The 20,757-nt window shown below is 42.0% G+C and carries 16 protein-coding genes; 2 read left to right on the top strand and 14 right to left on the bottom strand.

Annotated elements, in window-relative coordinates; translation table 11 throughout:
• Positions 1 to 58: 58 nt before the first annotated feature.
• The 6 genes from MHH56_RS18145 to MHH56_RS18170 all read right to left on the bottom strand — a co-directional run bounded on the left by MHH56_RS18145 (position 59) and on the right by MHH56_RS18170 (position 8,356).
• Entirely contained in the window at positions 59 to 1,048 is a 990-nt protein-coding gene (locus MHH56_RS18145; RefSeq protein ID WP_339202968.1) for an ABC transporter permease, read from the bottom strand.
• 4 nt (positions 1,049 to 1,052) lie between these two features.
• Complete coding sequence (locus MHH56_RS18150; RefSeq protein WP_339202969.1) at positions 1,053 to 2,102, bottom strand: ABC transporter permease; 1,050 nt, start codon at positions 2,100 to 2,102, stop codon at positions 1,053 to 1,055.
• A 15-nt stretch (positions 2,103 to 2,117) separates the two neighbouring features.
• Complete coding sequence (locus MHH56_RS18155) at positions 2,118 to 3,650, bottom strand: sugar ABC transporter ATP-binding protein (RefSeq protein WP_339202971.1); 1,533 nt, start codon at positions 3,648 to 3,650, stop codon at positions 2,118 to 2,120.
• A gap of 206 nt (positions 3,651 to 3,856) precedes the next feature.
• Entirely contained in the window at positions 3,857 to 5,503 is a 1,647-nt protein-coding gene (locus MHH56_RS18160) for a helix-turn-helix domain-containing protein (protein WP_339202973.1), read from the bottom strand.
• Positions 5,504 to 5,505: 2 nt separating this feature from the next.
• Positions 5,506 to 7,341, bottom strand: a complete 1,836-nt coding sequence (locus MHH56_RS18165; protein WP_339202975.1) for a histidine kinase — start codon at positions 7,339 to 7,341, stop codon at positions 5,506 to 5,508.
• Positions 7,331 to 8,356: an autoinducer 2 ABC transporter substrate-binding protein gene (locus MHH56_RS18170; RefSeq protein ID WP_339202976.1), complete on the bottom strand. Its 1,026-nt coding sequence runs from the start codon at positions 8,354 to 8,356 to the stop codon at positions 7,331 to 7,333. The genes MHH56_RS18165 and MHH56_RS18170 overlap by 11 nt, the downstream gene beginning before the upstream one ends.
• 395 nt (positions 8,357 to 8,751) lie before the next feature.
• Here MHH56_RS18170 and MHH56_RS18175 point away from each other — a divergent pair, with 395 nt between their 5' ends.
• Positions 8,752 to 8,904, top strand: coding sequence for a hypothetical protein (locus MHH56_RS18175; protein WP_339202977.1), 153 nt, complete (start codon positions 8,752 to 8,754; stop codon positions 8,902 to 8,904).
• A 324-nt stretch (positions 8,905 to 9,228) separates the two neighbouring features.
• Here MHH56_RS18175 and MHH56_RS18180 read toward each other — a convergent pair whose 3' ends face one another.
• Positions 9,229 to 9,576, bottom strand: a complete 348-nt coding sequence (locus MHH56_RS18180; protein WP_339202979.1) for a cytochrome c — start codon at positions 9,574 to 9,576, stop codon at positions 9,229 to 9,231.
• A 1,446-nt stretch (positions 9,577 to 11,022) separates the two neighbouring features.
• Positions 11,023 to 11,499: a DUF4181 domain-containing protein gene (locus tag MHH56_RS18185; protein WP_339202981.1), complete on the bottom strand. Its 477-nt coding sequence runs from the start codon at positions 11,497 to 11,499 to the stop codon at positions 11,023 to 11,025.
• Positions 11,500 to 11,652: 153 nt separating this feature from the next.
• On the opposite strand from MHH56_RS18185, the gene MHH56_RS18190 reads away from it, so the two are divergent.
• A complete protein-coding gene (locus tag MHH56_RS18190; RefSeq protein ID WP_339202983.1) occupies positions 11,653 to 13,479 on the top strand; it encodes an APC family permease in 1,827 nt (608 codons plus the stop codon).
• A 65-nt stretch (positions 13,480 to 13,544) separates the two neighbouring features.
• Here MHH56_RS18190 and MHH56_RS18195 read toward each other — a convergent pair whose 3' ends face one another.
• The 6 genes from MHH56_RS18195 to zwf form a co-directional block, all read right to left on the bottom strand.
• On the bottom strand, positions 13,545 to 14,126 hold the full coding sequence (locus tag MHH56_RS18195; RefSeq protein WP_339202984.1) for a hypothetical protein: 582 nt from the start codon (positions 14,124 to 14,126) through the stop codon (positions 13,545 to 13,547).
• 231 nt (positions 14,127 to 14,357) lie between these two features.
• On the bottom strand, positions 14,358 to 14,675 hold the full coding sequence (locus MHH56_RS18200; protein WP_339202986.1) for a hypothetical protein: 318 nt from the start codon (positions 14,673 to 14,675) through the stop codon (positions 14,358 to 14,360).
• Between the two features lie 196 nt (positions 14,676 to 14,871).
• Entirely contained in the window at positions 14,872 to 16,290 is a 1,419-nt protein-coding gene (gndA, locus tag MHH56_RS18205; protein WP_339202987.1) for an NADP-dependent phosphogluconate dehydrogenase, read from the bottom strand.
• A 160-nt stretch (positions 16,291 to 16,450) separates the two neighbouring features.
• Positions 16,451 to 17,119, bottom strand: coding sequence for a fructose-6-phosphate aldolase (gene fsa, locus MHH56_RS18210; RefSeq protein WP_076265617.1), 669 nt, complete (start codon positions 17,117 to 17,119; stop codon positions 16,451 to 16,453).
• 51 nt (positions 17,120 to 17,170) lie between these two features.
• Positions 17,171 to 19,162 carry a transketolase gene (gene tkt / locus MHH56_RS18215; RefSeq protein ID WP_339202990.1) on the bottom strand — a complete coding sequence of 664 codons (1,992 nt, stop codon included), beginning with the start codon at positions 19,160 to 19,162 and terminating at the stop codon, positions 17,171 to 17,173.
• Positions 19,155 to 20,663 carry a glucose-6-phosphate dehydrogenase gene (gene zwf, locus MHH56_RS18220; protein WP_339202992.1) on the bottom strand — a complete coding sequence of 503 codons (1,509 nt, stop codon included), beginning with the start codon at positions 20,661 to 20,663 and terminating at the stop codon, positions 19,155 to 19,157. Before zwf ends, tkt begins: the two co-directional genes overlap by 8 nt.
• Positions 20,664 to 20,757: the final 94 nt, after the last annotated feature.

Consider the following 20,757-nt stretch of genomic DNA (forward strand, 5'->3'; position numbering starts at 1 on the left):
CCCTTTTTTTGTCCAATCCTTTATATACAAAACAGCCGATCGACTGTATTGCACCAACTTAAGTTTTCTTCGTACGACTCCGACCTACTTTAAGTCTCGGAACAGCGACGGCAAATATAAGAAGCAAGCCTATAATAATGAGCAGGATTTGCGCTTGTACGTTGACTAATCCTAAACCATAACGCAGGAAACCTATGAGGAAGACCGCTAGTATGGCTCCTACCATTCTTCCTTTTCCTCCAGCCGTGCTAATGCCGCCGAGCACAACCATGGCAATGACATCGAGCTCATACCCCATCGCAATATTAGGACGCGTGCTTCCCATACGGGAAGTTAGAAACAAAGCAGTCACAGCGGACATCAGTCCTGCAAGCGTAAAGACAATTACTTTTACACGATCGACATTCACACCTGAGAAGCGGGCCGCATTGATGTTATTACCCATCGCGTACAATTGCCGGCCGAACACGGTTTTGTGCAGCAGTAAGCTAAACACAATGGCAAATACCGCAAAAACAATCAAGATAAACGGAATCGGTCCCACGTACCCCCAGCCCAAATAGCTAAACCACTCTGGAAAAGATCCCGCTGCTTGATCCTCCAAAATAATGTAGGCGATTCCCCGATAAATGATCATCGTTGCCAAAGTAATGATGACCGCGGACAATTCCTTGTACTTCACAATGAGGATGCCGTTAATCCATCCGCAAATGGTGCCCACTGCCAAACAAATGACCATAGCTAGTACAATAGGGACACCTTTATTGAATAAGTCCGCCATAATAACAGACGATAGAGCCACAATCGATGCGACGGATATATCAATATCCGCGAGGATGATGATGAACACCATAGGAAGCACGATAAATGCTTTATCCAGAAATCCCATTGTTGCATCACGCAAATTATCGTAATCCCAATAAAACTCTGATAGATTCATATTCATCACGGTTATGGCAAGAAACAATACGACCAACATCCATTCCCACTGAAGGAAAAACCGTTTGAAGGAAAAATCTTGCTTATTCGTAACAATTCTCGGCTCCATAGCGTTAGATTTTCCTCCTCATCAGATTGTTGCGATCAACGCCGCGCTTGACGATTGCATTAATAAGGACCGCGATCAAAATAATTGCGCCTTGAATGCCGTTCTGCCAGAAGGGCGATACGTTAATCAAAGGAAGTGCATTATTCAAGATACCTAGCAAAATAGAGCCAAGGATGATGCCTGAGATTTTGCCAGAACCACCTGCAATGCTCACACCGCCTAGTACACACGCAGCAATTACACTGAGCTCATAACCCGATGCCGTATCTCCTTGCGCTGATGCAAATTTGGATACCCATAGCACACCCGCTAAGCCGGAGAGACCGCCCATAATGGAATATACGAGCCATAATATTTTGTCTACCTTAATGCCGCTTATTACTGCCGAATCTGGATTGCTTCCAACAGCATAGATTTGTCTGCCCGTTCGGGTATGATTAACGAAATAATAAGCGATGAAATAAATGAGGATTGCAATAAAGATTAGGTTATTGATTCCGAGCGTTGTTCCCGTTGCCATCGCTTTGAAACTTGCAGGCATTTGATGTGCACTAACCCATTTGCCCCCACTCGTTAGATAAGTAAACCCGCGGAATACGTTCATCATCCCAAGTGTGGCTATGATGGGCAGGATACCGATTTTTGAAACCAGGAAACCAATGATCACACCGCTGACAAGTCCCGTTAAAGTGCCGATCAGAAGGGCGACGACAGCTGGTATTTCCGGAAATGCACTGACCGTCTGTGCCGCGATCATGCCTGAAAGAGCCAATGTTGCACCGATGGAAAGATCAATTCCGCGGGTAACGATTACGAGCATCATCCCTACAGCCAAAATGCTCAAAATCGCGGTGTTCGTCACCATATCGTTTATATTTTCCAAGGTCAAAAAGCTGGGGTTGCGAAGCTGAACGCCAATGGAAAGCAAAACAATAAATCCGAGTAGTCCAAGCTCTCTGAATTTGGCAATCTTAGCGCTGAGCGTGCGCGTTGGCCTTGTAGCTCTAAGCGAAGCTGCGGTTATACCTCTCGTACTGAGTTCTCTCTCCTGCATGTGTCATGCCCACCTTTAATGTTGTTGTATAAGAGGGCGATCGTCAGCCATTGATGCTTGAAGTATCGCTTCCTGCGAGATCGAATCGCGGTCTAGAAAAGCTGTTATCCGGCCCTCGCGCATGACGGCTACCCGATCGCACATCCCAATCATTTCAGGCATCTCTGACGATACCATCAATATCCCATACCCTTGACATGCCAAATCGCTAATCATTTCATATATGGCAGATTTGGCGCCAACATCCACACCCTTGGTTGGTTCATCCAAAATGATGACATCCACATCAGCAGTCAGCAGCTTTGCAAATACAACCTTCTGCTGGTTGCCGCCTGAGAGCGAGCTGGCCAAATCAAATATGCTTTTTGCTTTAACATTTACCTTCTCCGCTAATTGCTTAGCGATACTCGCTTCCTTACCAGTGTTAAGAACACCTTTGCTTGAAATCTTATCAAGTGATGATAATGTTATATTTCTACCGATGCTCCACTGTAGAACGAGCCCCTGCTTTTGCCTGTCCTCCGGCAAGTAGCCAATCCCCATACGCATCGCATCGATCGGTTTTCGGATGTTCACTTCCTGCCCCTTGAAGAACACCTTTCCTTTGTCGCTTCGCTCAATGCCGAAGATGCTTTGGCAAACCTCTGTCCGTCCTGCCCCAACGAGCCCAGTCAATCCTAATATTTCCCCTCTTCGCAGCGCAAAAGAAATATCAGCAAAGTAGCCGGTTCTGCCAAGTCCTTCAACCCTAAGCAATTCTTCCCCAATCTGCGCTTCCTTCTTCGGAAACAATTGCGTAATTTCACGACCTACCATCGCAATAATTAGATCTTGGTTCGATATTTCATCCACATTCCAAGTCCCGATGTATCTGGAATCCCGGAATACGGTCACCTTGCTGGCCAGTCGATACATGTCCTCGAAGCGATGAGAGATAAAAATAATAGCTGTTCCCTTGTCACGCAAACGCTCTGTAATCCGGTATAAGTCTTCGCTTTCCCTATTGGTAAGAGCGGCTGTTGGTTCATCCATAATAATGATCTTCGCATCAACGGAAAGCGCTTTCGCAATTTCGACGATTTGCTGCTCAGCTACACTTAATGCTCCCATTTGCGTTTTGGGGCTGAATGCTGCGCCAAGCTCCTTCAGAAGCTTATCGGCCTCCTTATGCATTTCGTTCCAAAGAATCCGCTTAGTCCCTTTTTGAATTTTCTCATGCCCCATAAATATATTTTCTGTGACGCTTAAATCAGGATAACAAGTAACATGCTGATAAATGGCTGCAATGCCCATCCGCTTTGCATCCGTAGGATTTTTAAAATCCACGCGTTGTCCATCAAAGAGGATTTCGCCGACATCTGCTGGGTGGACACCGGTAATCACCTTAATAAAGGTTGATTTCCCTGCTCCATTTTCGCCCATCAACGCATGAATCTCACCGGGCTTTAACTTAAAATAGACATTATCAAGCGCCTTGACGCCTGGAAAAGTTTTTGTAATTCCCTCTAGCTCCAAAATGTACTCGGCCATTGCCGAATCACCCTCCATCCTTCGCTGTTCTCTACATGCTGCTGCTTCTTGCTTCCTTCTAGCTCTACCTTACCGAAATTACAGTTCGTGAAGAAGGAGACATTCGTTACTTATGGGGGAGTGTATTCGCTTTGTATATGGAATCGACATTGTATGGCTGTTTGTGAACAAAATAAAAAGGCAGGCGCTAGGCCCACCCTTTAGTTTTTCAACTATACTGATGATCATTTCGAAAACTTCTGTTCACGATATTTAGATGGCGTCTCCCCAGACCATTGCTTGAACAGCTTGCTGAAATACTTTACGTCCTGATAACCAACAAGAACGCTTATATCGTAGAGCTTTAATTGCGAATCAATAAGCAGCTCCTTTGCTTTCTCCATTCTAAGACGCGTGATGTAATCGAGAATTGTTTCACCTGTTTGCGTCTTGAAATGCCGACAGAAATACGAGGGATTCATATAGACTTGCTCAGCTATACGCTTAATCGTTAAGTCGTCTTGTAGATTGGCTATGATCCAAGCTTTGGCTTGCTCTATCGGCTTCATGCTGCCGCTTTGACGCATTCGCTTCATTTCCAGAACAAGCTGAGCGATCTGCTGATCGAGTTCCACTTTGAGCTCATTAAGATTTATCGCCCGTTTAATCGTTTGAAGTCGGCTCTCGAGCGAATCTAGCATAGGCGTATTCACTTTCATTTCAACGCCGACCGAATGGATAAGAATAAATGCTTTCATTATTGCTCGTTGAATCGCGGCTGGCGAATCCATTTTTTCAAGCCGGGCAAAAAACTCCTTCGTAAACTGAGCCGCTGCTTGCTCATTTACTTGTTCGACTGCCTGCTTCATTCGCTGCGCAATATGGACAAGCTCATTATCCATTTGGTCTGAAGAGCTCTCCGTCTTGAATTGAATGCCATCTCTGCCAAACAACTGATTGCCGCCATATAATAAACGATAATACATTAATGATAATGCTTGATCCTTTGCTTCTGGCAGCAAATATAAATCCTCAATCGAGCTGCCGCATGAAACAGAAACTGTAAATGGCGTGTAGGACTGAATCGCTGAACGAATTTGACCAGACAGCTCGAACGATGTTTTTTCTAATAAACCATTGTTTTCGCCATAAGCCTCGGGAAGATGCAGCAATATCCAAAAATTCGAGTCGTCCCCTCTCCAGCACCAGCCTATGATTTCTGATTCATTCGAACATTTCTCTACCACTTCTTTGATGATATTCTCAAGCACATAAACATAAGCTTCCCAGTCTTTTGGGGTATAACTTCTTGTTTTTACCGGAAGAGCATCGAGGCTTACATATTGAAGGACGTATCGGCCTTTCGGAAACTCATCCACCCAATATCCTAGCCGCGAAATATCGAGTCCTGCCGAAGTAACATAGCTTAACAGTTGCACTTGTTGCGATGTTTTTAACTCCTCTGATTTTCTTTCCATCTCATTCCATTTCATATGCTGAAACCGTCCGCTTTCAATTTTCACCTTGATTTCTGCCATTCGATTCTTAAACTGCTCCCGGTCAATCGGCTTTAAAAAATAGTCAACAGCTCCTTCTCGAAGCGCTGTCTGAATATATTGAAATTCATCATAACCACTAATTACGAGCGGGAAGAAGGAATAATGGCGTTTGCCCTCGCTTATTAATGTTAGACCATCCATCACGGGCATCTTCACATCCGTAATAAGCAAATCTACTGCTCCATGAGACTGATGCAAATAATCCATTGCTTCTTTGCCATCAGACAGCGTCGCAACGATTTCCCACCCCTCACCGCAAGAGCGTATGAGTCTAGCAATGCCGTTTCGAATCATTTCTTCATCATCTACAATCAATGTTCTGATCGCCTGCATGCTTACTCCTCCTTGCTTTTCGATTTTTCTGCCACATCGTTCAGGGTGATGACAGGAATACGGATAATAACCTCAGTACCCTTACCAAAAATGCTATGAAGCTGCACCCCATACTGCTGGCCTAACATAATCATAATTCTAGCGTTTACATTGCTTAACCCAAACCCAGAATCCTTGTGGGCTAGTGTCTCCGATCTTAGTGACCTCTCGAGCTTCTCCAATCGATCATGATCGATTCCCGGACCGTTGTCCCATATGCGAAAAACGATATCTTCCTCACCAGAACGCGCACCAAATTCACGACTGATGCTTAGCCGAATATCGAGTGCTTTACGGGTTTCAAGACCATATTTAATGGCATTCTCAATGACCGGCTGCAAAATAAATTTAGGTGTATAAAAGGATTCGATGTCCGTTTTTTTATCGATCTCAAACAACAGCCGATCATTGAATCGATATTTCTGAATGGTCAAATAATTGCTAATATGCTGGACTTCATCCGCAATCGCTACAAATTTGTTTTTGTTGCTAACAGAAAAACGAAGCATGCGGCCAAGCAGTGTGACCATCTCGACAACCATTTCCGATCTGCCGTCCTCTACCGCCATGTTAATGGTCTCCAGCGTATTGTACATAAAGTGCGGATTGATCTGAGACTGCAGGGCGTACAGCTCTGCTTCCTTCTGTCTAATTTTGATATCAAAATTCGTTTCGATCAGCTCATGAATCGTAGCTACCATCGAATTAAAGCTGCGCGCGAGTGCTCCAATTTCATCATTGCTTTCAACCTTAAGATCCACCTGAAACCTGCCCATTTCTACATCCTTCATTAGACGGGAAAGCTTCTTGATCGGCCGCGTTACATTCATTGCGAAGAAAATCGAAATAATCGAAGTAATGAGGACAAAGCAAATAAATACAAAAATGGTCACATTCATAACCAAATCTGTACGCTCTGTTAAATATTTTAGCGGTATGCTATGAGCTAGAATCCAATCAAAATCATTTGATTCGCTAAGGCTTACAATCACCGCTTTTTTCCCTGACCCTTTTCGAAAGCTGCCGTTAAAAATGGGATATCGATTTATTTCTTCATCAAAGCCTCCTATTTTCTCCTCATCTGTATGAAAGATGATTTCGCCCTCACGGTTCATCAGCCATAAATCCGCTGTATTGTTCTGTTCAAACTCCCGCAATATGTTGTCAATAAAAGAGAGCTTTACCGCAACCAGCATTGTCGCCAGGCTTTTGCGGTTATCCACATCATTCATCTGTTTCATGATCAGTACATAGGGTTCGTTATTCTCGAATGTCAGATTGATTTGGCTAGGAAGAATAATTTTCGCTTTTCCCCTTAAATCAAGATCCTGCCCATAAGGGATAAAAGCATTATCCGCATTAAGACCTGTAAACTTTGATCTCGCACTGTAAAAAAACCTGTTTTTCGAAAATATGAAAACACCCATAACATCGGGGTTCCCCGTATTTAAATAAGTACGTGCCAAATAATTGTTTACCTCGAATTGGTCCTGATTCAGCTGTGAACGGCTCTGATAGGAGTCGCGACGCAAAATAGCGATCATATTGTCAGAGTTGAACATTAACGTATGCAGCTCTGCAAAATCCTCCATATGCTTCGTTATATTCGCATTTGCTTGATACAGAAAACGGGGCATATATTCACCAATTTGTTCTTCAATTGATTTTGTGTACTGCAAATAAGAAAAAGTACCGAGCAGCGACATGGGGATAACGCTTAGCAGTAAATAAACTAATATAAGCTTAGAGCTGAACCGATAGTTTCTGAAGCGCAGTTGCTCTGGAAATTTAAAAATCATATTGATCCACATTCTCTGCTGTAAAATCGATCGGTTCACCCATAATGACCGTATCCCTGTTCACCCTAATAGTGCCGACATTATAAATGTCTTGACCATCATACGGCAGCTTGCCTTCGAGCAGATTTTTTGCAAGCACAACAGTTAAATATCCAAGTTTTTTGGGACTCCAAAGTGTCGCCATTTGTGCCGAGCCGTCCTTTAAATAATCGCGCATCAAATTCGGCGTGGAGAGACCGACAACTTTGACCTGACCTGTTTTTCCAGCTTCTCTTACAGCTTGTGCGGCAGCTGGAGGTCCTACAGAAGAATTGCCGATAATGCCTGCAAGATTCGGGTACTTAGCTAACAGTTGCTTTGCTTTCTCATAAGCCTTTTGCGGATCATCTTCCGTCTCTACAATATCAATCAGCCTCATTTTTGGGTAAAACTCACTCTGCTGATGTTTGATCCATTTGAGCCATTCATTATGATTAGAAGCAGAGAACGCTCCTGTCATAATTGCGTATTCGCCAGTTTCTTCTGTGTTCCATGCAAGCGTATCCAACAAATGGCGGCCTAATGTCTCTGTATCGACCATGTTGACAAAAAAATCTCTGCCTTCTGGATTCGTATCTGCATCCCAAGTAATGACCTTGATCCCCTTGCTTTTGGCTTCTAAAATGATTGGCAGCAGCTTTTCTGGATCGTTTGCAGAAACTGCAATCGCATCTACCGACAAATTGATAAGATGTCTAATCACATTAATCTGCTTTGATGCATCAGCGATTGGAGGCCCTTCATAAATGACGTTAACGTCTAAATCATTAGCTGCTTCCATCGCACCTTCTTCTGCGACATTAAAATAAGAAATCCCCATTACTTTTGGTACGATGCCGATGGTGTACTTTCGATGATCTTCCTGTTTCTCTGAGGTTGAATTCGATTTAATGGAATGGATCACGTCATATTCACTTTGTGAGTAACGCCCCTGACATGCGGTTGCAGTAAAAATTAATAACAGGATAACAATCATTTTCCTGAACATGCCTTCACCCTTTTCCATTAACCGTTTGCGATAGTTTCATTAAATGATGACAAAACATTCTAGTTGCTTAACAACTGCCTTAGAATTGAAAGCGTTTTCCTAAATCAACTGAATTCTTCTTTTTATTGACGCCACCCCTCGCTGGAATTCATAGCTACTCTATTCTACATTCAGCTTAGCTATCCTCCCATTATGTAAAATTGATAAAAGTTAAATTCAATGTTGACTCCTACACTGAAATTGATTGGTACATTGCTCACATGAACGAAACATATCGGACACATTTAGCATGGAAATGACTACTTCGAGCTATTATTTTCAGACACCATTTCCTTTTATAATGAATGGACTAACGAAATAGATTCAGAAAGGAGAAATGAAACATGCTGTATTGGATTATTTTAGGAGGCTTATTTCTGTCAGGCGGCTCATATCTCATGCTGAATGGAGCAAAACTTGTTCAAGAAGACAACGTCCTTCAGGATAAAATGGCGAAGTCTTATGTATCCACACCTCATGAGGATGTCAATTCGTAAGCATACACCACACTTGATGCTGCAGCAAAAAGCTTAATAATAATCAATAAGATCATACGGTGACCGATCCCCTGCTCGTTGGTGCGAAGCAGCCTATTCAAGAATACTTGTCGCTTAGGCGAGGAAATGGTCATCCACTTATCTTGATGAATATAAATAAACACTCGAAAGAAAAACAGTGTTCAGAAACTCTACTTTAAGAGATGAATAAAGGGTCTACTCTATAAGTCAATTTGACTTGTGGAGTAGACCCTTGTTTTTCTTTGTAAATGGTTGAGTCTATTGATTAACGGTTCTTTGGCATTTATTTATATTTATTTATATTTATTTATGTTCAGCCAGCCATGCAGCCAAACTTTGAATCTGTTCCGTCGTTAAGCTGCTCTCGAACTTTGGCATACCCTTACGTCCATTGGAAACGACATCCACTATTTCCTCTTCTGTCAGCTTGGCCCCGACCTGCTGCAAATTAGGGCCGGCTCTTCCCTGCAGCTCCGTGCCATGACAAGAAATACACCTTTTCTTATATAGTGCCACCGCCTCGCTGCTCTCTGTGCCTTCACCGCTGTTGTCCTTATTTGGCACTTCTCCTGTTGTTCCTCCGCCGCAAGCTGACAATAACAAAACCAACACAATCGCAACACCTACTGAAAACTGTTTTAACCTACTCATTTTAGGTTTGCCTCCTCTCATTTTTGTCGTGGTAACATTACATTTTGATAAAATCCCCTTCATAGGTTTATCCGCCGAGTTGGGCTCGGTGATTCACATGAAAGTTGTACTAGTAAGCTGTGATAGCTTTGATCGCTATTAAAAATCTACAAAAGCTTCAAATCCTTTAAAAACTTCAAAACCACCTAAAGCTCCTAGAACTCCTAGAGTTCCTAAAGCTCCTAGAGCTTCAAATGCTTCAAAAGCATCAAAAAGCATCGATTGCCTTAATATCATTTTCTTTTATACTTGCTTGCTTACGCATGACTCGATAGAGCTATTGCTGGATAAAGTCATATCTTTGTAATAAATTTTACGATAAATAGCCACATTAAAGCATTTTCCATGTCCTCTTTCTACTCCTAACAGCAATAACTACTTTATACCGACTTGCTCTTGGTCTACTTCGTTTATGAATACATACAATCTCAATTAAGAAAATAACATTACCGATACTTATTCAGAAAAATACGAAGAAAAGAAGCGTTAGTCGAAAAAGCAAATCAATTCTTAATCCCTAAACATCGACTTAAATAGGTCAGATGTACATTGGAAATGCGCTTATTATCACTCACAAGACAATAATTAGCTCATTTCACTTTCACTTTTCTCGCTTTATACAGCAAAAGGCCGTCTCAAAAGTAGATTTATCTACATTTGAGACAGCCCCTATCTAATCGTGCTATATGTTGAAGCGATATTTTTACTTTTTAAACTCATTATGTATAGTCGCTTATCCAAATTCACGAAAGCAGCCTAAGCTTTAGACGCTCAAAAACCGTTGTTCGCAGCTGTCATTAATAGTGTATAAATCTCTTACGAACCTAGCAGCTCTTATTTAGACCCTTTATAGTGAATATATATTTTAACGAACTCCACAATCGTTATTTCGTGGAAAATAACGCAAAACACCCTCTACAGCATGAAATAACGACGTTACGGTTCATTAAAACTTTAGAAGAGTAATTTTCTGTATAATAAGGTTGCTACAGTTCGTTAGCGAATTCGGCACCGGATGATATGCGCTGACGGTGAGATTAATGATTAAACACAAAAGCTTATTCTGGCAAATGAATGACAACTTGAGTTTTCAATTTTTTATGCATCTAGACTTGCTAAGCAGTAAACTACGAGTCGAAGCCTCTGTTTGCCCTATACGCTGCATCTCAAGTTCGAGTACATACAGAACCTCCAGCGGAGGATTCATCCATCATATAACATATTTCTCTCCTCAAAAGTTTTAGCATATGTCGATAACGTCCATATATGATGCGGTGAGTAATTCAAGCTCATACATATCCTCACTGAAATATCGTGATGAGATCGCATCTCTTTCGATCAATACACTCTTTGTGTTAAGCACTCCTCGCATATTTCGGCTTGTACATGCTAAGCCGAGCTGAAACACTAAATGATGAAATAAGATAAAGTTACACCAATAACTAAAACGAGAAGTGTAACCATATATTCTTTTGATCCTTTTAGAAACTTCCAGTCTACAAATGATTGAAAACCCGCAACGATAAAAATTAACAGCATACAAAACCATTTCAGAGCATTTCCTTCTAAATCAATAAAAATAATAATAGCTGTTGCTATGAGTGCTGCGATGATCATTCCCCACATACTCACTTTTTTACCCTTATCTGAAGTTTCTTTTTTTGCGGTTCCAACTATCCATTTTCTTAAAAATAAACTAGCAAAAACGAGTAGTATGCCTACTAATCCAATTTGACCACCCAATAAATCACTCCCTCGTACTCTCTCTGCTGAATAAATAAAATAATTTGTTTTATTATCAAATCCCATTTCATTTGTTTTTGATCCATTGCGGAGAATAAATTTGGCCAACTCATCATTATTTAAACCAAGAACAATTTCCATGTAATAGCAAGTACCGTACTACATTTATGAAGCTCAAAAGGGAAGGAATGATTATGCGATTGTTAAGTCGCTCCAGTTTTATTTCTTAAAGTTTAATTATTTCATTTGCAGGGTAATATACACACAATAAATTAAGCGAGGTGAGGCTAACGAATGTTTTCTTCATTAAAAAGGTTTTTAATCGGACGACCATTAAAATCAACGGAATTAGGCGAGCAAAAACTGAATAAAACAAAAGCTCTTGCCATTCTTTCTTCAGATGCCTTATCCTCTGTGGCATATGGTCCTGAGCAAATATTGTTAGTCTTAATCACCGTTAGTGCCGCAGCGTTTTGGTATTCCATACCAATTGCCATTGGTGTATTGATTTTATTATTAGCACTTATTTTATCTTATAGGCAAATTATTTTCGCATATCCTCATGGCGGAGGAGCGTATGTCGTATCCAAGAAAAATCTAGGTGTATACTCTGGGTTAGTAGCCGGAGGCTCACTTTTAGTTGACTATATTTTAACGGTAGCGGTAAGTGTATCAGCTGGAACAGATGCCATTACGTCAGCTTTTCCAAGCTTGCATCCTTATAATGTAATTGTTGCGATTATTTTTGTATTGTTCATAACCATCTTGAATTTAAGGGGAGTAACGGAGTCCGCTTCAATATTAGCCTATCCGGTTTATTTATTTGTTTTGGCTTTATTCATTTTAATCATTGTAGGCATTTACAACATTTTATTAGGCAATGTCTCGCCAGCATTACATACACCAATTGGAACGCCAGTGGCGGGAATCAGTTTGTTTCTGCTGCTAAAAGCTTTTTCCTCTGGAAGTTCTGCTTTAACAGGGGTTGAAGCTATTTCGAACGCAATACCCAACTTTAAAAGCCCGTCTCCAAATAATGCATCCAAAACGTTAATTGCGATGGGAACGCTGCTTGCCATATTATTTTCGGGAATCGTATTTTTAGCTTATTACTATGGTATTAGTCCCCGGGAAGAAGTCACCGTTGTTTCAGACATTGCTGAACATACGTTTGGTCGGAACTTTATGTATTATTTTATTCAAGGAACAACCGCTTTAATTCTGATCCTCGCTGCTAATACAGGGTATTCTGCTTTCCCATTGCTGGCAGTCAACTTAGCAAAAGATAAATTTATCCCTAGAATGTTTACCATTAGAGGAGACAGATTAGGTTATTCCAATGGCATTATTATTCTGGGCGTTTTCTCAATCCTGTTGATTATAGCATTTGAAGGCCGAACTGAGCATCTCATCCCACTTTATGCCGTAGGTGTGTTTATCCCCTTTACACTCTCGCAGACGGGTATGATGGTAAAATGGATTCGCGAAAAACCGCAAGGCTGGGTATCTAAGCTAATCATTAACTCAACAGGTGCGGTTATAAGCTTTATCGTCACCATGATGTTCTTTTTAACCAAATTCGCACAGGTGTGGTCCGTATTAGTTTTTCTACCTCTTATCATTTTGCTCTTTCACCGAATTAGAAAACATTATGAATCTGTAGCCGATCAACTGCGAATTACGACCTCTGAAGCAGCGATACCAATTGAGGGGAATGTGATCATACTTCCTGTGGCTGGGATTACGCATGTGGTCGAAAACTCATTGAATTACGCCAAATCACTTTCTGCTCACCAGATCATTGCGGTTCACATTCCATTTGAAAGAGAGGATGAATTCACTTTCGAAGAGAAATGGAAAACGTGGCAGCCTGATGTGAGACTAGTTACTTTACATTCGCCTTATCGAAGCATCATTCAACCATTAACTAAATTTATTGATACCGTTCAGCGCAAGGCGAGTGAATCAAATTACAAAGTTACTGTCATCATCCCGCAGTTTATTCCAAAAAAAGGTTGGCACAATATGCTGCATAACCAATCCAGTTTATTGATTCGTGCTCACTTGTTATATAGAAGAAATGTGATCGTCACTACAGTACCTTATCACTTAAAAAAATAATGACTTGAACGATTTTGATGCAATTGTTCCATGAATAAAGGGCTGCCGATGGCAGCCTTTTATTGCTATCTAGTTGCTGCGATTAAATGACCGTTATTATCTATACCACGAAAAACAAATCCCCTATTGTCCTTAGGATTAATTTCTAGATATGATACCGCATACCCATTTCGTACAGGTAATTCAATGTATAGCGTTGATTCACTTTTAATGAATTCCAAATTGTCCTCTTCAACATTGTTAAAATTATCATTGCTAATAATGACTCGCTTTATCTCAGGGTTAATCGTCGAGAATACAAAAATAATATCGTACATTTTATTGGCATTCAATTGAGCTGACCATGTTCGTTGAATGGTATTCGGCTCGCTCGCGCTAGGCACTAATGGAGAGGTCTCGGATACGCGATACAGAAATCCCCATTTCTTCGTAACGAGCTTAACAAGATCCATATCCTCCATTTTCCATATAACTATTTTATCCTTCCCGAATGCTTGTTGATACACCGCTTCTCCGTCTGCACGAGGAAATGCCTCTTTCAGTGCTTTTCTTTCACTAAATACATACCCGCTTCTATTTCCAAAATAAACTAGAAGTAGAAATACACATACAAAGTAAATAAGTATTCTCGACCGTTTTGAATTCATCTTGTCTCCTATTCGTAATTAATGATCTTACAAAGGTTAAATTTCTTTCTAATTTTATGTTTTCAATATAATCCCATAATTTACAGACGTGTAAGAGGATTGAAAGTTGCGCTTAACAAATCGTTCCTTTTACAAAGAAAAAAGAATCTGTGCTCTTGTATCACCATGAACACAAAAAAAGTTGAGCAGAGGTTTTCCTTCTACTCAACTTTTTTTGTGGCTGCGAATGGGTTACTCTACGCCGTCCTTGAAGTTTTTTGTATAGTTTTTATCACCTTTGTGCTCCAGGTCCTTCACCGTTTTCTCCAGCGTAGACACAATCTCTTCTTTCACTTGTGTCAGCGTTTCATAAAACAAAGCCTCTTCCGTACCTATGATTTTGACGCCGCTAATGGCCTGCATGGATTGAAAGCGTCTGTGCTGATCAGCAAGATCGTCAATCGCTTTCAGCGTGTGCATCGTTTGCAGAAATAAATCCTTATGTTGCTGGTTGGAAAGTCGATCCTCAAGTTGTTTCATTCGTGTGTTCATCGGCACTCTTCCCTTCATTTACAATATGAGGATGGCTACTTCAAGCAGTTCCTTACTTCCATTGTATAATTTTCCTTCTGTCAAAAACAACTTTTATCCATCCCGCTCCAAAATCACTGTCTCCATACGCCATTTGAAACAAAAAACTCCTACACAGATAACATGAAAAATGAATTCATGATTATCTGCTAGGAGTCTGTGTTGTTTTTAATCGTTATTCGTTATTTTCCATCCATTGAAAGTGGAAGCTTCCTTCTTTATCAAGGCGCTGGAACGTATGTGCTCCAAAATAATCCCGTTGCGCTTGCAGCAAATTAGCAGGAAGTCTTTCAGTACGATAGCTGTCATAATACGCTAATGCGGAAGCGAATGCTGGAACCGGAATGCCTCTAGTTACAGCGATGGAAATGACTTTTCTCCAAGCCTCTTGATAGTTCTCAACAATATTGCTGAAGTATTCATCCATCAATAGGTTATTCAAAGCTGGATTGCGGTCATAGGCATCCTTAATATTTTGCAAAAATCTTGCACGGATAATACATCCTCCGCGGAAGATCATCGCAATGCTGCCATATTTCAAATCCCAGTTATAAGCGTCAGAAGCAGCTCTCATTTGGGCAAAGCCTTGCGCGTAGGAAGCGATTTTGCTTGTGTACAGCGCTTTGCGAACAGCTTCGATAAATTCCTGCGGATCACCGTCGTAGCTGGATACCGCTGGTCCGTTTAATTTTTTGCTTGCAGCCACACGTTCTTCTTTCATAGCGGAGATAAAGCGTGCGAACACGGATTCCGTAATGATCGACAATGGCACGCCCAAATCCAATGCACTTTGGCTAGTCCACTTGCCAGTACCCTTTTGTCCTGCTGAATCGAGAATGACATCTACCATTGGTTTACCTGTTTCCGGATCAATTTTCTTGAAAATATCAGCCGTTATCTCAATCAAATAACTATCCAGCTCGCCATTGTTCCATTCCGTGAAAATGTCATGAAGCTGGCTAGTGTTCAGGTTCAATACATCTTTGAGCAGGTGGTACGCTTCGCCAATGAGCTGCATATCGCCGTATTCGATGCCGTTGTGTACCATTTTGACATAGTGACCAGCGCCGTCAGCACCGATATAAGTGCTGCATGGGTCACCATTCACTTTTGCTGAAATAGCTGTCAAGATTGGCTCTACAAGCTCGTATGCGTCCCTTTGACCGCCTGGCATGATAGCTGGTCCATTAAGCGCACCCTCTTCGCCGCCAGAAACACCGGCTCCGATAAAGCGGAAGCCTAATGCTTGAAGTTCTTTGTTTCTGCGCTGTGTGTCTGGAAAATAGGCGTTTCCGCCATCAATTAGAATATCTCCTTGATCCAGATACGGCACCAACTGATTGATCGTATCATCTGTCGGTTGACCTGCTTTCACCATGATAAGAATTTTACGCGGCGATTCCAGTGATTGTACAAATTCTTCCACACTGAATGCGCCGACAAAATCTTTCCCTTGCGCCTCCGCCAATAGTTCATTCGTTTTCTCTGCTGAACGATTATACACGGCAACCGAGAAACCTTTGCTTTCTATATTCAAGGCTAGGTTTTTACCCATTACGGCCAAACCAACCACGCCAATTTGTTGTTTCTTCATCTTAACTGCCTCCCTGTCATTACTGTCCTGATGTAATTAAAAGCTTTAAAAACTCTGCTTATTCCCTTCGACATCCGACTTGCCTAGCAGTGCGAATATATGAACTATATAGGCTTCTATGCAAGGCTAGTCGAACCGATTAAGGTTTGGGAACCGCAGCTTATTGCTGCGCTGTTTTCTTCCAATCAGCTGCGAACTTCTCCATGCCTTGATCCGTTAGAGGATGTTTGGAGATTTGTTCGATTACAGAGAACGGAATCGTTGCTATATGTGCCCCAGCCATCGCTACACGAGTAACATGATCCGGGTGGCGAACAGATGCAGCGATGATTTGGGCATCCAGATTGTGCGTGCGGAACAATTCAGCAATCTTCGTAACGAGCAATACGCCATCTTCCGAAATATCATCCAAACGACCGAGGAATGGAGAAACGTAAGTCGCACCAGCGCGAGCAGCCAAAAGCGCTTGGTTCACAGTGAAGATCAAAGTTACGTTTGTTTTCACGCCTTTTTTCGTCAAGTAGCGGCAAGCTTCTAGACCAGCTAGCGTCATCGGAAGCTTAATTGTAATGTTTTTATCATTGTTGTTGATTTTGATCAGTTCATTTGCCTGCGCGATCATTTCTTCAGCTGTTTCTGCATCAGGCGTTACTTCTGCTGATACCGATTCAACCTCAGGCACTTCGCGGAGAATTTCTGCTATGCGGTCTTCGAATTTCACGCCTTCTTTGGCAACCAATGATGGATTCGTCGTAACACCAGACAATACACCGATTTTATAAGCTTTTTTGATATCTACCAAATTCGCAGTGTCGATGAAAAATTTCATATTTAAAACCTCCGTTTTTTTTATTAAATTTTTATTGTCTTCATGTGTTGCTTAACGTAATTCTTTCGCCATTCGAACCACATTATCTACCGAAAATCCGAAAAACTCTAAAACTTCACCACCTGGGCCAGAAGCGCCAAAAGTATCGATGGACAATACGCTGCCGCTTGGTCCTGTGTAACTATCCCAGCCTAACGAAATGCCAGCTTCAATAGCTAAACGTTTCGTAACAGATGCAGGCAGCACTGATTTCTTATATTCTGCCGATTGACGGTTGAACAATTCACGGCTTGGCATAGCTACTACACGAACCGAGATATTTTCCTTCTCAAGTTCAGCTTTTGCGCCAACTGCCAAGGAAACCTCAGAACCGGTACCTATCAGAATAATGTCAGGCTTGTCGTTCGTCTCCGTAAGAACATAACCACCGCTCGCAACCGCAGCGATATTGCCTTTAGTTTCTTCATATATAGGCAAGTTTTGTCTGCTTAGTACTAAAGCTACTGGTCCTTCATTTTGCTGCAAAGCATAAGCCCAAGCATTAGCCGTTTCATTAGCATCAGTCGGACGGATGACTGTAAGCCCAGGAATCGTGCGCAATGCGGTCAAATGTTCAACGGGCTCATGAGTAGGTCCATCTTCGCCAACAGCGATGGAATCATGTGTAAATACGTAAATGACAGGAAGCTTCTGCAGTGCAGCCAAACGAATGGACGGACGCAGATAGTCGCTGAACACGAAGAATGTACTTACAAACGGTTTTACGCCGCCGTGAAGTGCCATACCATTACCAGCAGCGCCCATAGCATGCTCGCGAACGCCGAAGTAAATATTACGTCCTGCATAAGATTCAACAGCAAAGGTTTTTTCACCGTTAATATCCGTCATCGTTGAATGCGACAAATCTGCGCTACCGCCAAAAATTGAAGGCACCGTTTTAAGGTAATGATTGATCGCTTGACCGCTCGCTACACGTGTAGAAACTGTTTTGGAAGCATCAAAAGTAAGAAGATCTGCAGCATCGATGACAACAGAACCTTCAATGACTTGCTCAAGTTCCGTACCAAGCGCCGGATGCTGTTCTTTATAAGCAACCATTAGCTGATTCCACGCTGCTTCTTTTGCTTCGCCTTTTTGTTTCAACTGTGCAAAGTGAGCTTGAACTTCTGCTGGAACGGTAAATTCTTCCTCATGCTCCCAACCGTAAACCGCTTTTGTCGCTTTTGCCTCTTCTTTGCCTAGTGGATTGCCGTGTACTTTATTCGTTCCTGCTGCCTTGCTTCCGAATCCGATAACCGTACGAACTTCGATAATGGTCGGCTGCTCTTCATTGCTCTTCGCTGCCTCGATCGCTTTCGTGATTTGTTCGATATCATTGCCATCTTCAACTCGCAAATAGTGCCAGTTAGCAGATTCCGCCCTCTTCTGCATGTTTTCCCCGAAAGAAAGATTGAGGTCGCCGTCTAAGGAAATATCGTTGGAATCGTACAATACAACGAGTTTATCGAGCTTCATATGTCCAGCCATAGACATCGCCTCGTAAGAAATTCCTTCCATTAAGCAGCCGTCTCCGACAAGTGCATACGTGTAATGATCAACAACCGGGTAACCGTTTTGATTAAATTTTGATGCTAGGTGAGCTTCGGCCATTGCCATACCTACAGCCATCGCAAGTCCTTGTCCCAGTGGCCCTGTTGTTGCATCAACGCCATCTGTATGGCCATATTCAGGATGTCCAGGCGTTTTGCTGTTCAGCTTACGGAACTGCTTCAAGTCCTCGAGTGATACATTATAGCCGGATAAATGCAGCAGGCTGTAAAGCAAAGCCGAGCCATGACCCGCGGATAAAACAAAACGGTCACGGTTGAACCATTTTGAATGGCTAGGGTTGTGATTAAGATGGTTGCCCCAAAGTGAGTACGCCATAGGCGCAGCTCCCATTGGAAGCCCCGGATGTCCGGAATTTGCAGCGTTTATAGCATCGATAGACAGTGTACGGATTGTATCAATAGATAGTTGTTCAATTGTTTTTGTATTAAGCATATTGTTCTCCTTTTATGGTTTCGATTTCTTGTTCGGTCTTCTCATCGAACCACCAATGGAAGCCGTCTTGTGCAAGCAGCATATCAGACTCAACCGGTCCGTATGTGCCAGCTGCATAACGATGCAGCGGAACTAAGTTTTCTTCATAAGCTTCCAAAATGGGTTGAACCCATTTCCATGACAATTCGACTTCGTCCCAATGCGCGAAAAATGTAGAGTCGCCGTGCAAAGCATCGTGAATCAAATTCTCATAAGCTTCAGGCACATTGTCTCTTGTCGCATGAAAATCGATATTCATGGGCTTGAATTCGCCCTTGTGCTGAGGGTCCCTCGTATTTAATTGCAATCTGATGCTCTCGTCAGGACTGATCTCAAATACAAGCAAATTAGGCATCTTACTATCATCGTTTGTAGCAGCCTGCTTGATTGGTTCTTTGAACTCGATCACAATTCTAGTCGATTTGTCCTTCATTCTTTTGCCTGTACGGATATAGAAAGGAACGCCTCGCCAGAAGTAATCGTCGATTTGCAGTTTAGCTGCAATAAAGGTGTCGTTCATGGAGTTTGCAGCAATGTTTGGTTCGGAGGTATAACCGACCACCGATTTCCCTTGAATCGCTCCTTCTCCATATTGTCCCCTTACAACTTGGGTGTTGACATCTGCTTTTTGCAGCAGCTCCAATGATTCCATGACCAGCTTCTTTTTGAAACGGACATTTTCTGAGGTGCTGTTGTTCGGAAGATGAATGGTCAACATCATGAGCAATTGAAGCATATGGTTCTGGAACATGTCTCTGATTGCACCAACATGATCATAATAGCCAGCTCTTTCTTCCACGCCTACAATTTCGTTTGCCGTAATTTGAACGTTGGCAATGTAGCGTTTGTCCCAAAGTGCTTGAAGGACTGGATTGCTTTGCTGCAGAACCTCAAGCTTCTGAACCATCGGCTTGCCAAGATAATGATCAATGCGGAAAACTTCTTCTTCTTCAAACGATTTGCTCAGGTTTTCATTCAATTCCCGAGCAGACTGCAAATCATGACCAAATGGCTTCTCTATTACAAGCCGCTTCCAACCATTTGCAGAACCAAGACCGCTCTCGTGAATGTTAGCTGCAATCGGTTCAAAAAATTCAGGTCCAACCGACAAGTAAAACAAGCGATTTGGGGCGATGCGCAGCTCTTCTTCCCGTTGCTCAATAAGATGAAGAAGCTTATGGTAATCTTCTTTGCGGCCAACATCCAATACACTATAGCGGAAAGCACGCAAAAAATTTTGAATCAATTCGGGATCATTTGCTTCACGCCTGGAAAACATACGAAGAGATTGTTCGACATTGTCTTGAAAGGTTTTATCGGATAGCTCTCTTCTTCCGAGGCCGACCACGGAGAAGAACTCCGGCAGCTTCTGATCAATAAATAAATTATACAAAGCAGGGTAAATTTTTCTTTTTGCTAAATCCCCTGTCGCTCCAAACAAAACAAATGTGGTAGCCTCCATGTTCTTACTCCTTCCAGCAGTGCTTTGTAGTTAGTACTGGTTTCTATTTCCTAATTCCACTATAATACGAATATGACCTATACAAGTAATTCAT

Origin of the sequence: Paenibacillus sp. FSL K6-3182 (assembly GCF_037976325.1) — a bacterium.
Lineage (GTDB): Bacteria > Bacillota > Bacilli > Paenibacillales > Paenibacillaceae > Pristimantibacillus.

Excerpts from the sequence above, each read along its gene's own strand:
- MHH56_RS18145 (WP_339202968.1), bottom strand. The coding sequence starts at position 1,048 with ATGGAGCCGAGAATTGTTACGAATAAGCAAGATTTTTCCTTCAAACGG.
- MHH56_RS18150 (WP_339202969.1), bottom strand. The coding sequence starts at position 2,102 with ATGCAGGAGAGAGAACTCAGTACGAGAGGTATAACCGCAGCTTCGCTT.
- MHH56_RS18155 (WP_339202971.1), bottom strand. The coding sequence starts at position 3,650 with ATGGAGGGTGATTCGGCAATGGCCGAGTACATTTTGGAGCTAGAGGGA.
- MHH56_RS18160 (WP_339202973.1), bottom strand. The coding sequence starts at position 5,503 with ATGCAGGCGATCAGAACATTGATTGTAGATGATGAAGAAATGATTCGA.
- MHH56_RS18165 (WP_339202975.1), bottom strand. The coding sequence starts at position 7,341 with ATGATTTTTAAATTTCCAGAGCAACTGCGCTTCAGAAACTATCGGTTC.
- MHH56_RS18170 (WP_339202976.1), bottom strand. The coding sequence starts at position 8,356 with ATGATTGTTATCCTGTTATTAATTTTTACTGCAACCGCATGTCAGGGG.
- MHH56_RS18175 (WP_339202977.1), top strand. The coding sequence starts at position 8,752 with ATGCTGTATTGGATTATTTTAGGAGGCTTATTTCTGTCAGGCGGCTCA.
- MHH56_RS18180 (WP_339202979.1), bottom strand. The coding sequence starts at position 9,576 with ATGAGTAGGTTAAAACAGTTTTCAGTAGGTGTTGCGATTGTGTTGGTT.
- MHH56_RS18185 (WP_339202981.1), bottom strand. The coding sequence starts at position 11,499 with ATGGAAATTGTTCTTGGTTTAAATAATGATGAGTTGGCCAAATTTATT.
- MHH56_RS18190 (WP_339202983.1), top strand. The coding sequence starts at position 11,653 with ATGTTTTCTTCATTAAAAAGGTTTTTAATCGGACGACCATTAAAATCA.
- MHH56_RS18195 (WP_339202984.1), bottom strand. The coding sequence starts at position 14,126 with ATGAATTCAAAACGGTCGAGAATACTTATTTACTTTGTATGTGTATTT.
- MHH56_RS18200 (WP_339202986.1), bottom strand. The coding sequence starts at position 14,675 with ATGAAGGGAAGAGTGCCGATGAACACACGAATGAAACAACTTGAGGAT.
- gndA (WP_339202987.1), bottom strand. The coding sequence starts at position 16,290 with ATGAAGAAACAACAAATTGGCGTGGTTGGTTTGGCCGTAATGGGTAAA.
- fsa (WP_076265617.1), bottom strand. The coding sequence starts at position 17,119 with ATGAAATTTTTCATCGACACTGCGAATTTGGTAGATATCAAAAAAGCT.
- tkt (WP_339202990.1), bottom strand. The coding sequence starts at position 19,162 with ATGCTTAATACAAAAACAATTGAACAACTATCTATTGATACAATCCGT.
- zwf (WP_339202992.1), bottom strand. The coding sequence starts at position 20,663 with ATGGAGGCTACCACATTTGTTTTGTTTGGAGCGACAGGGGATTTAGCA.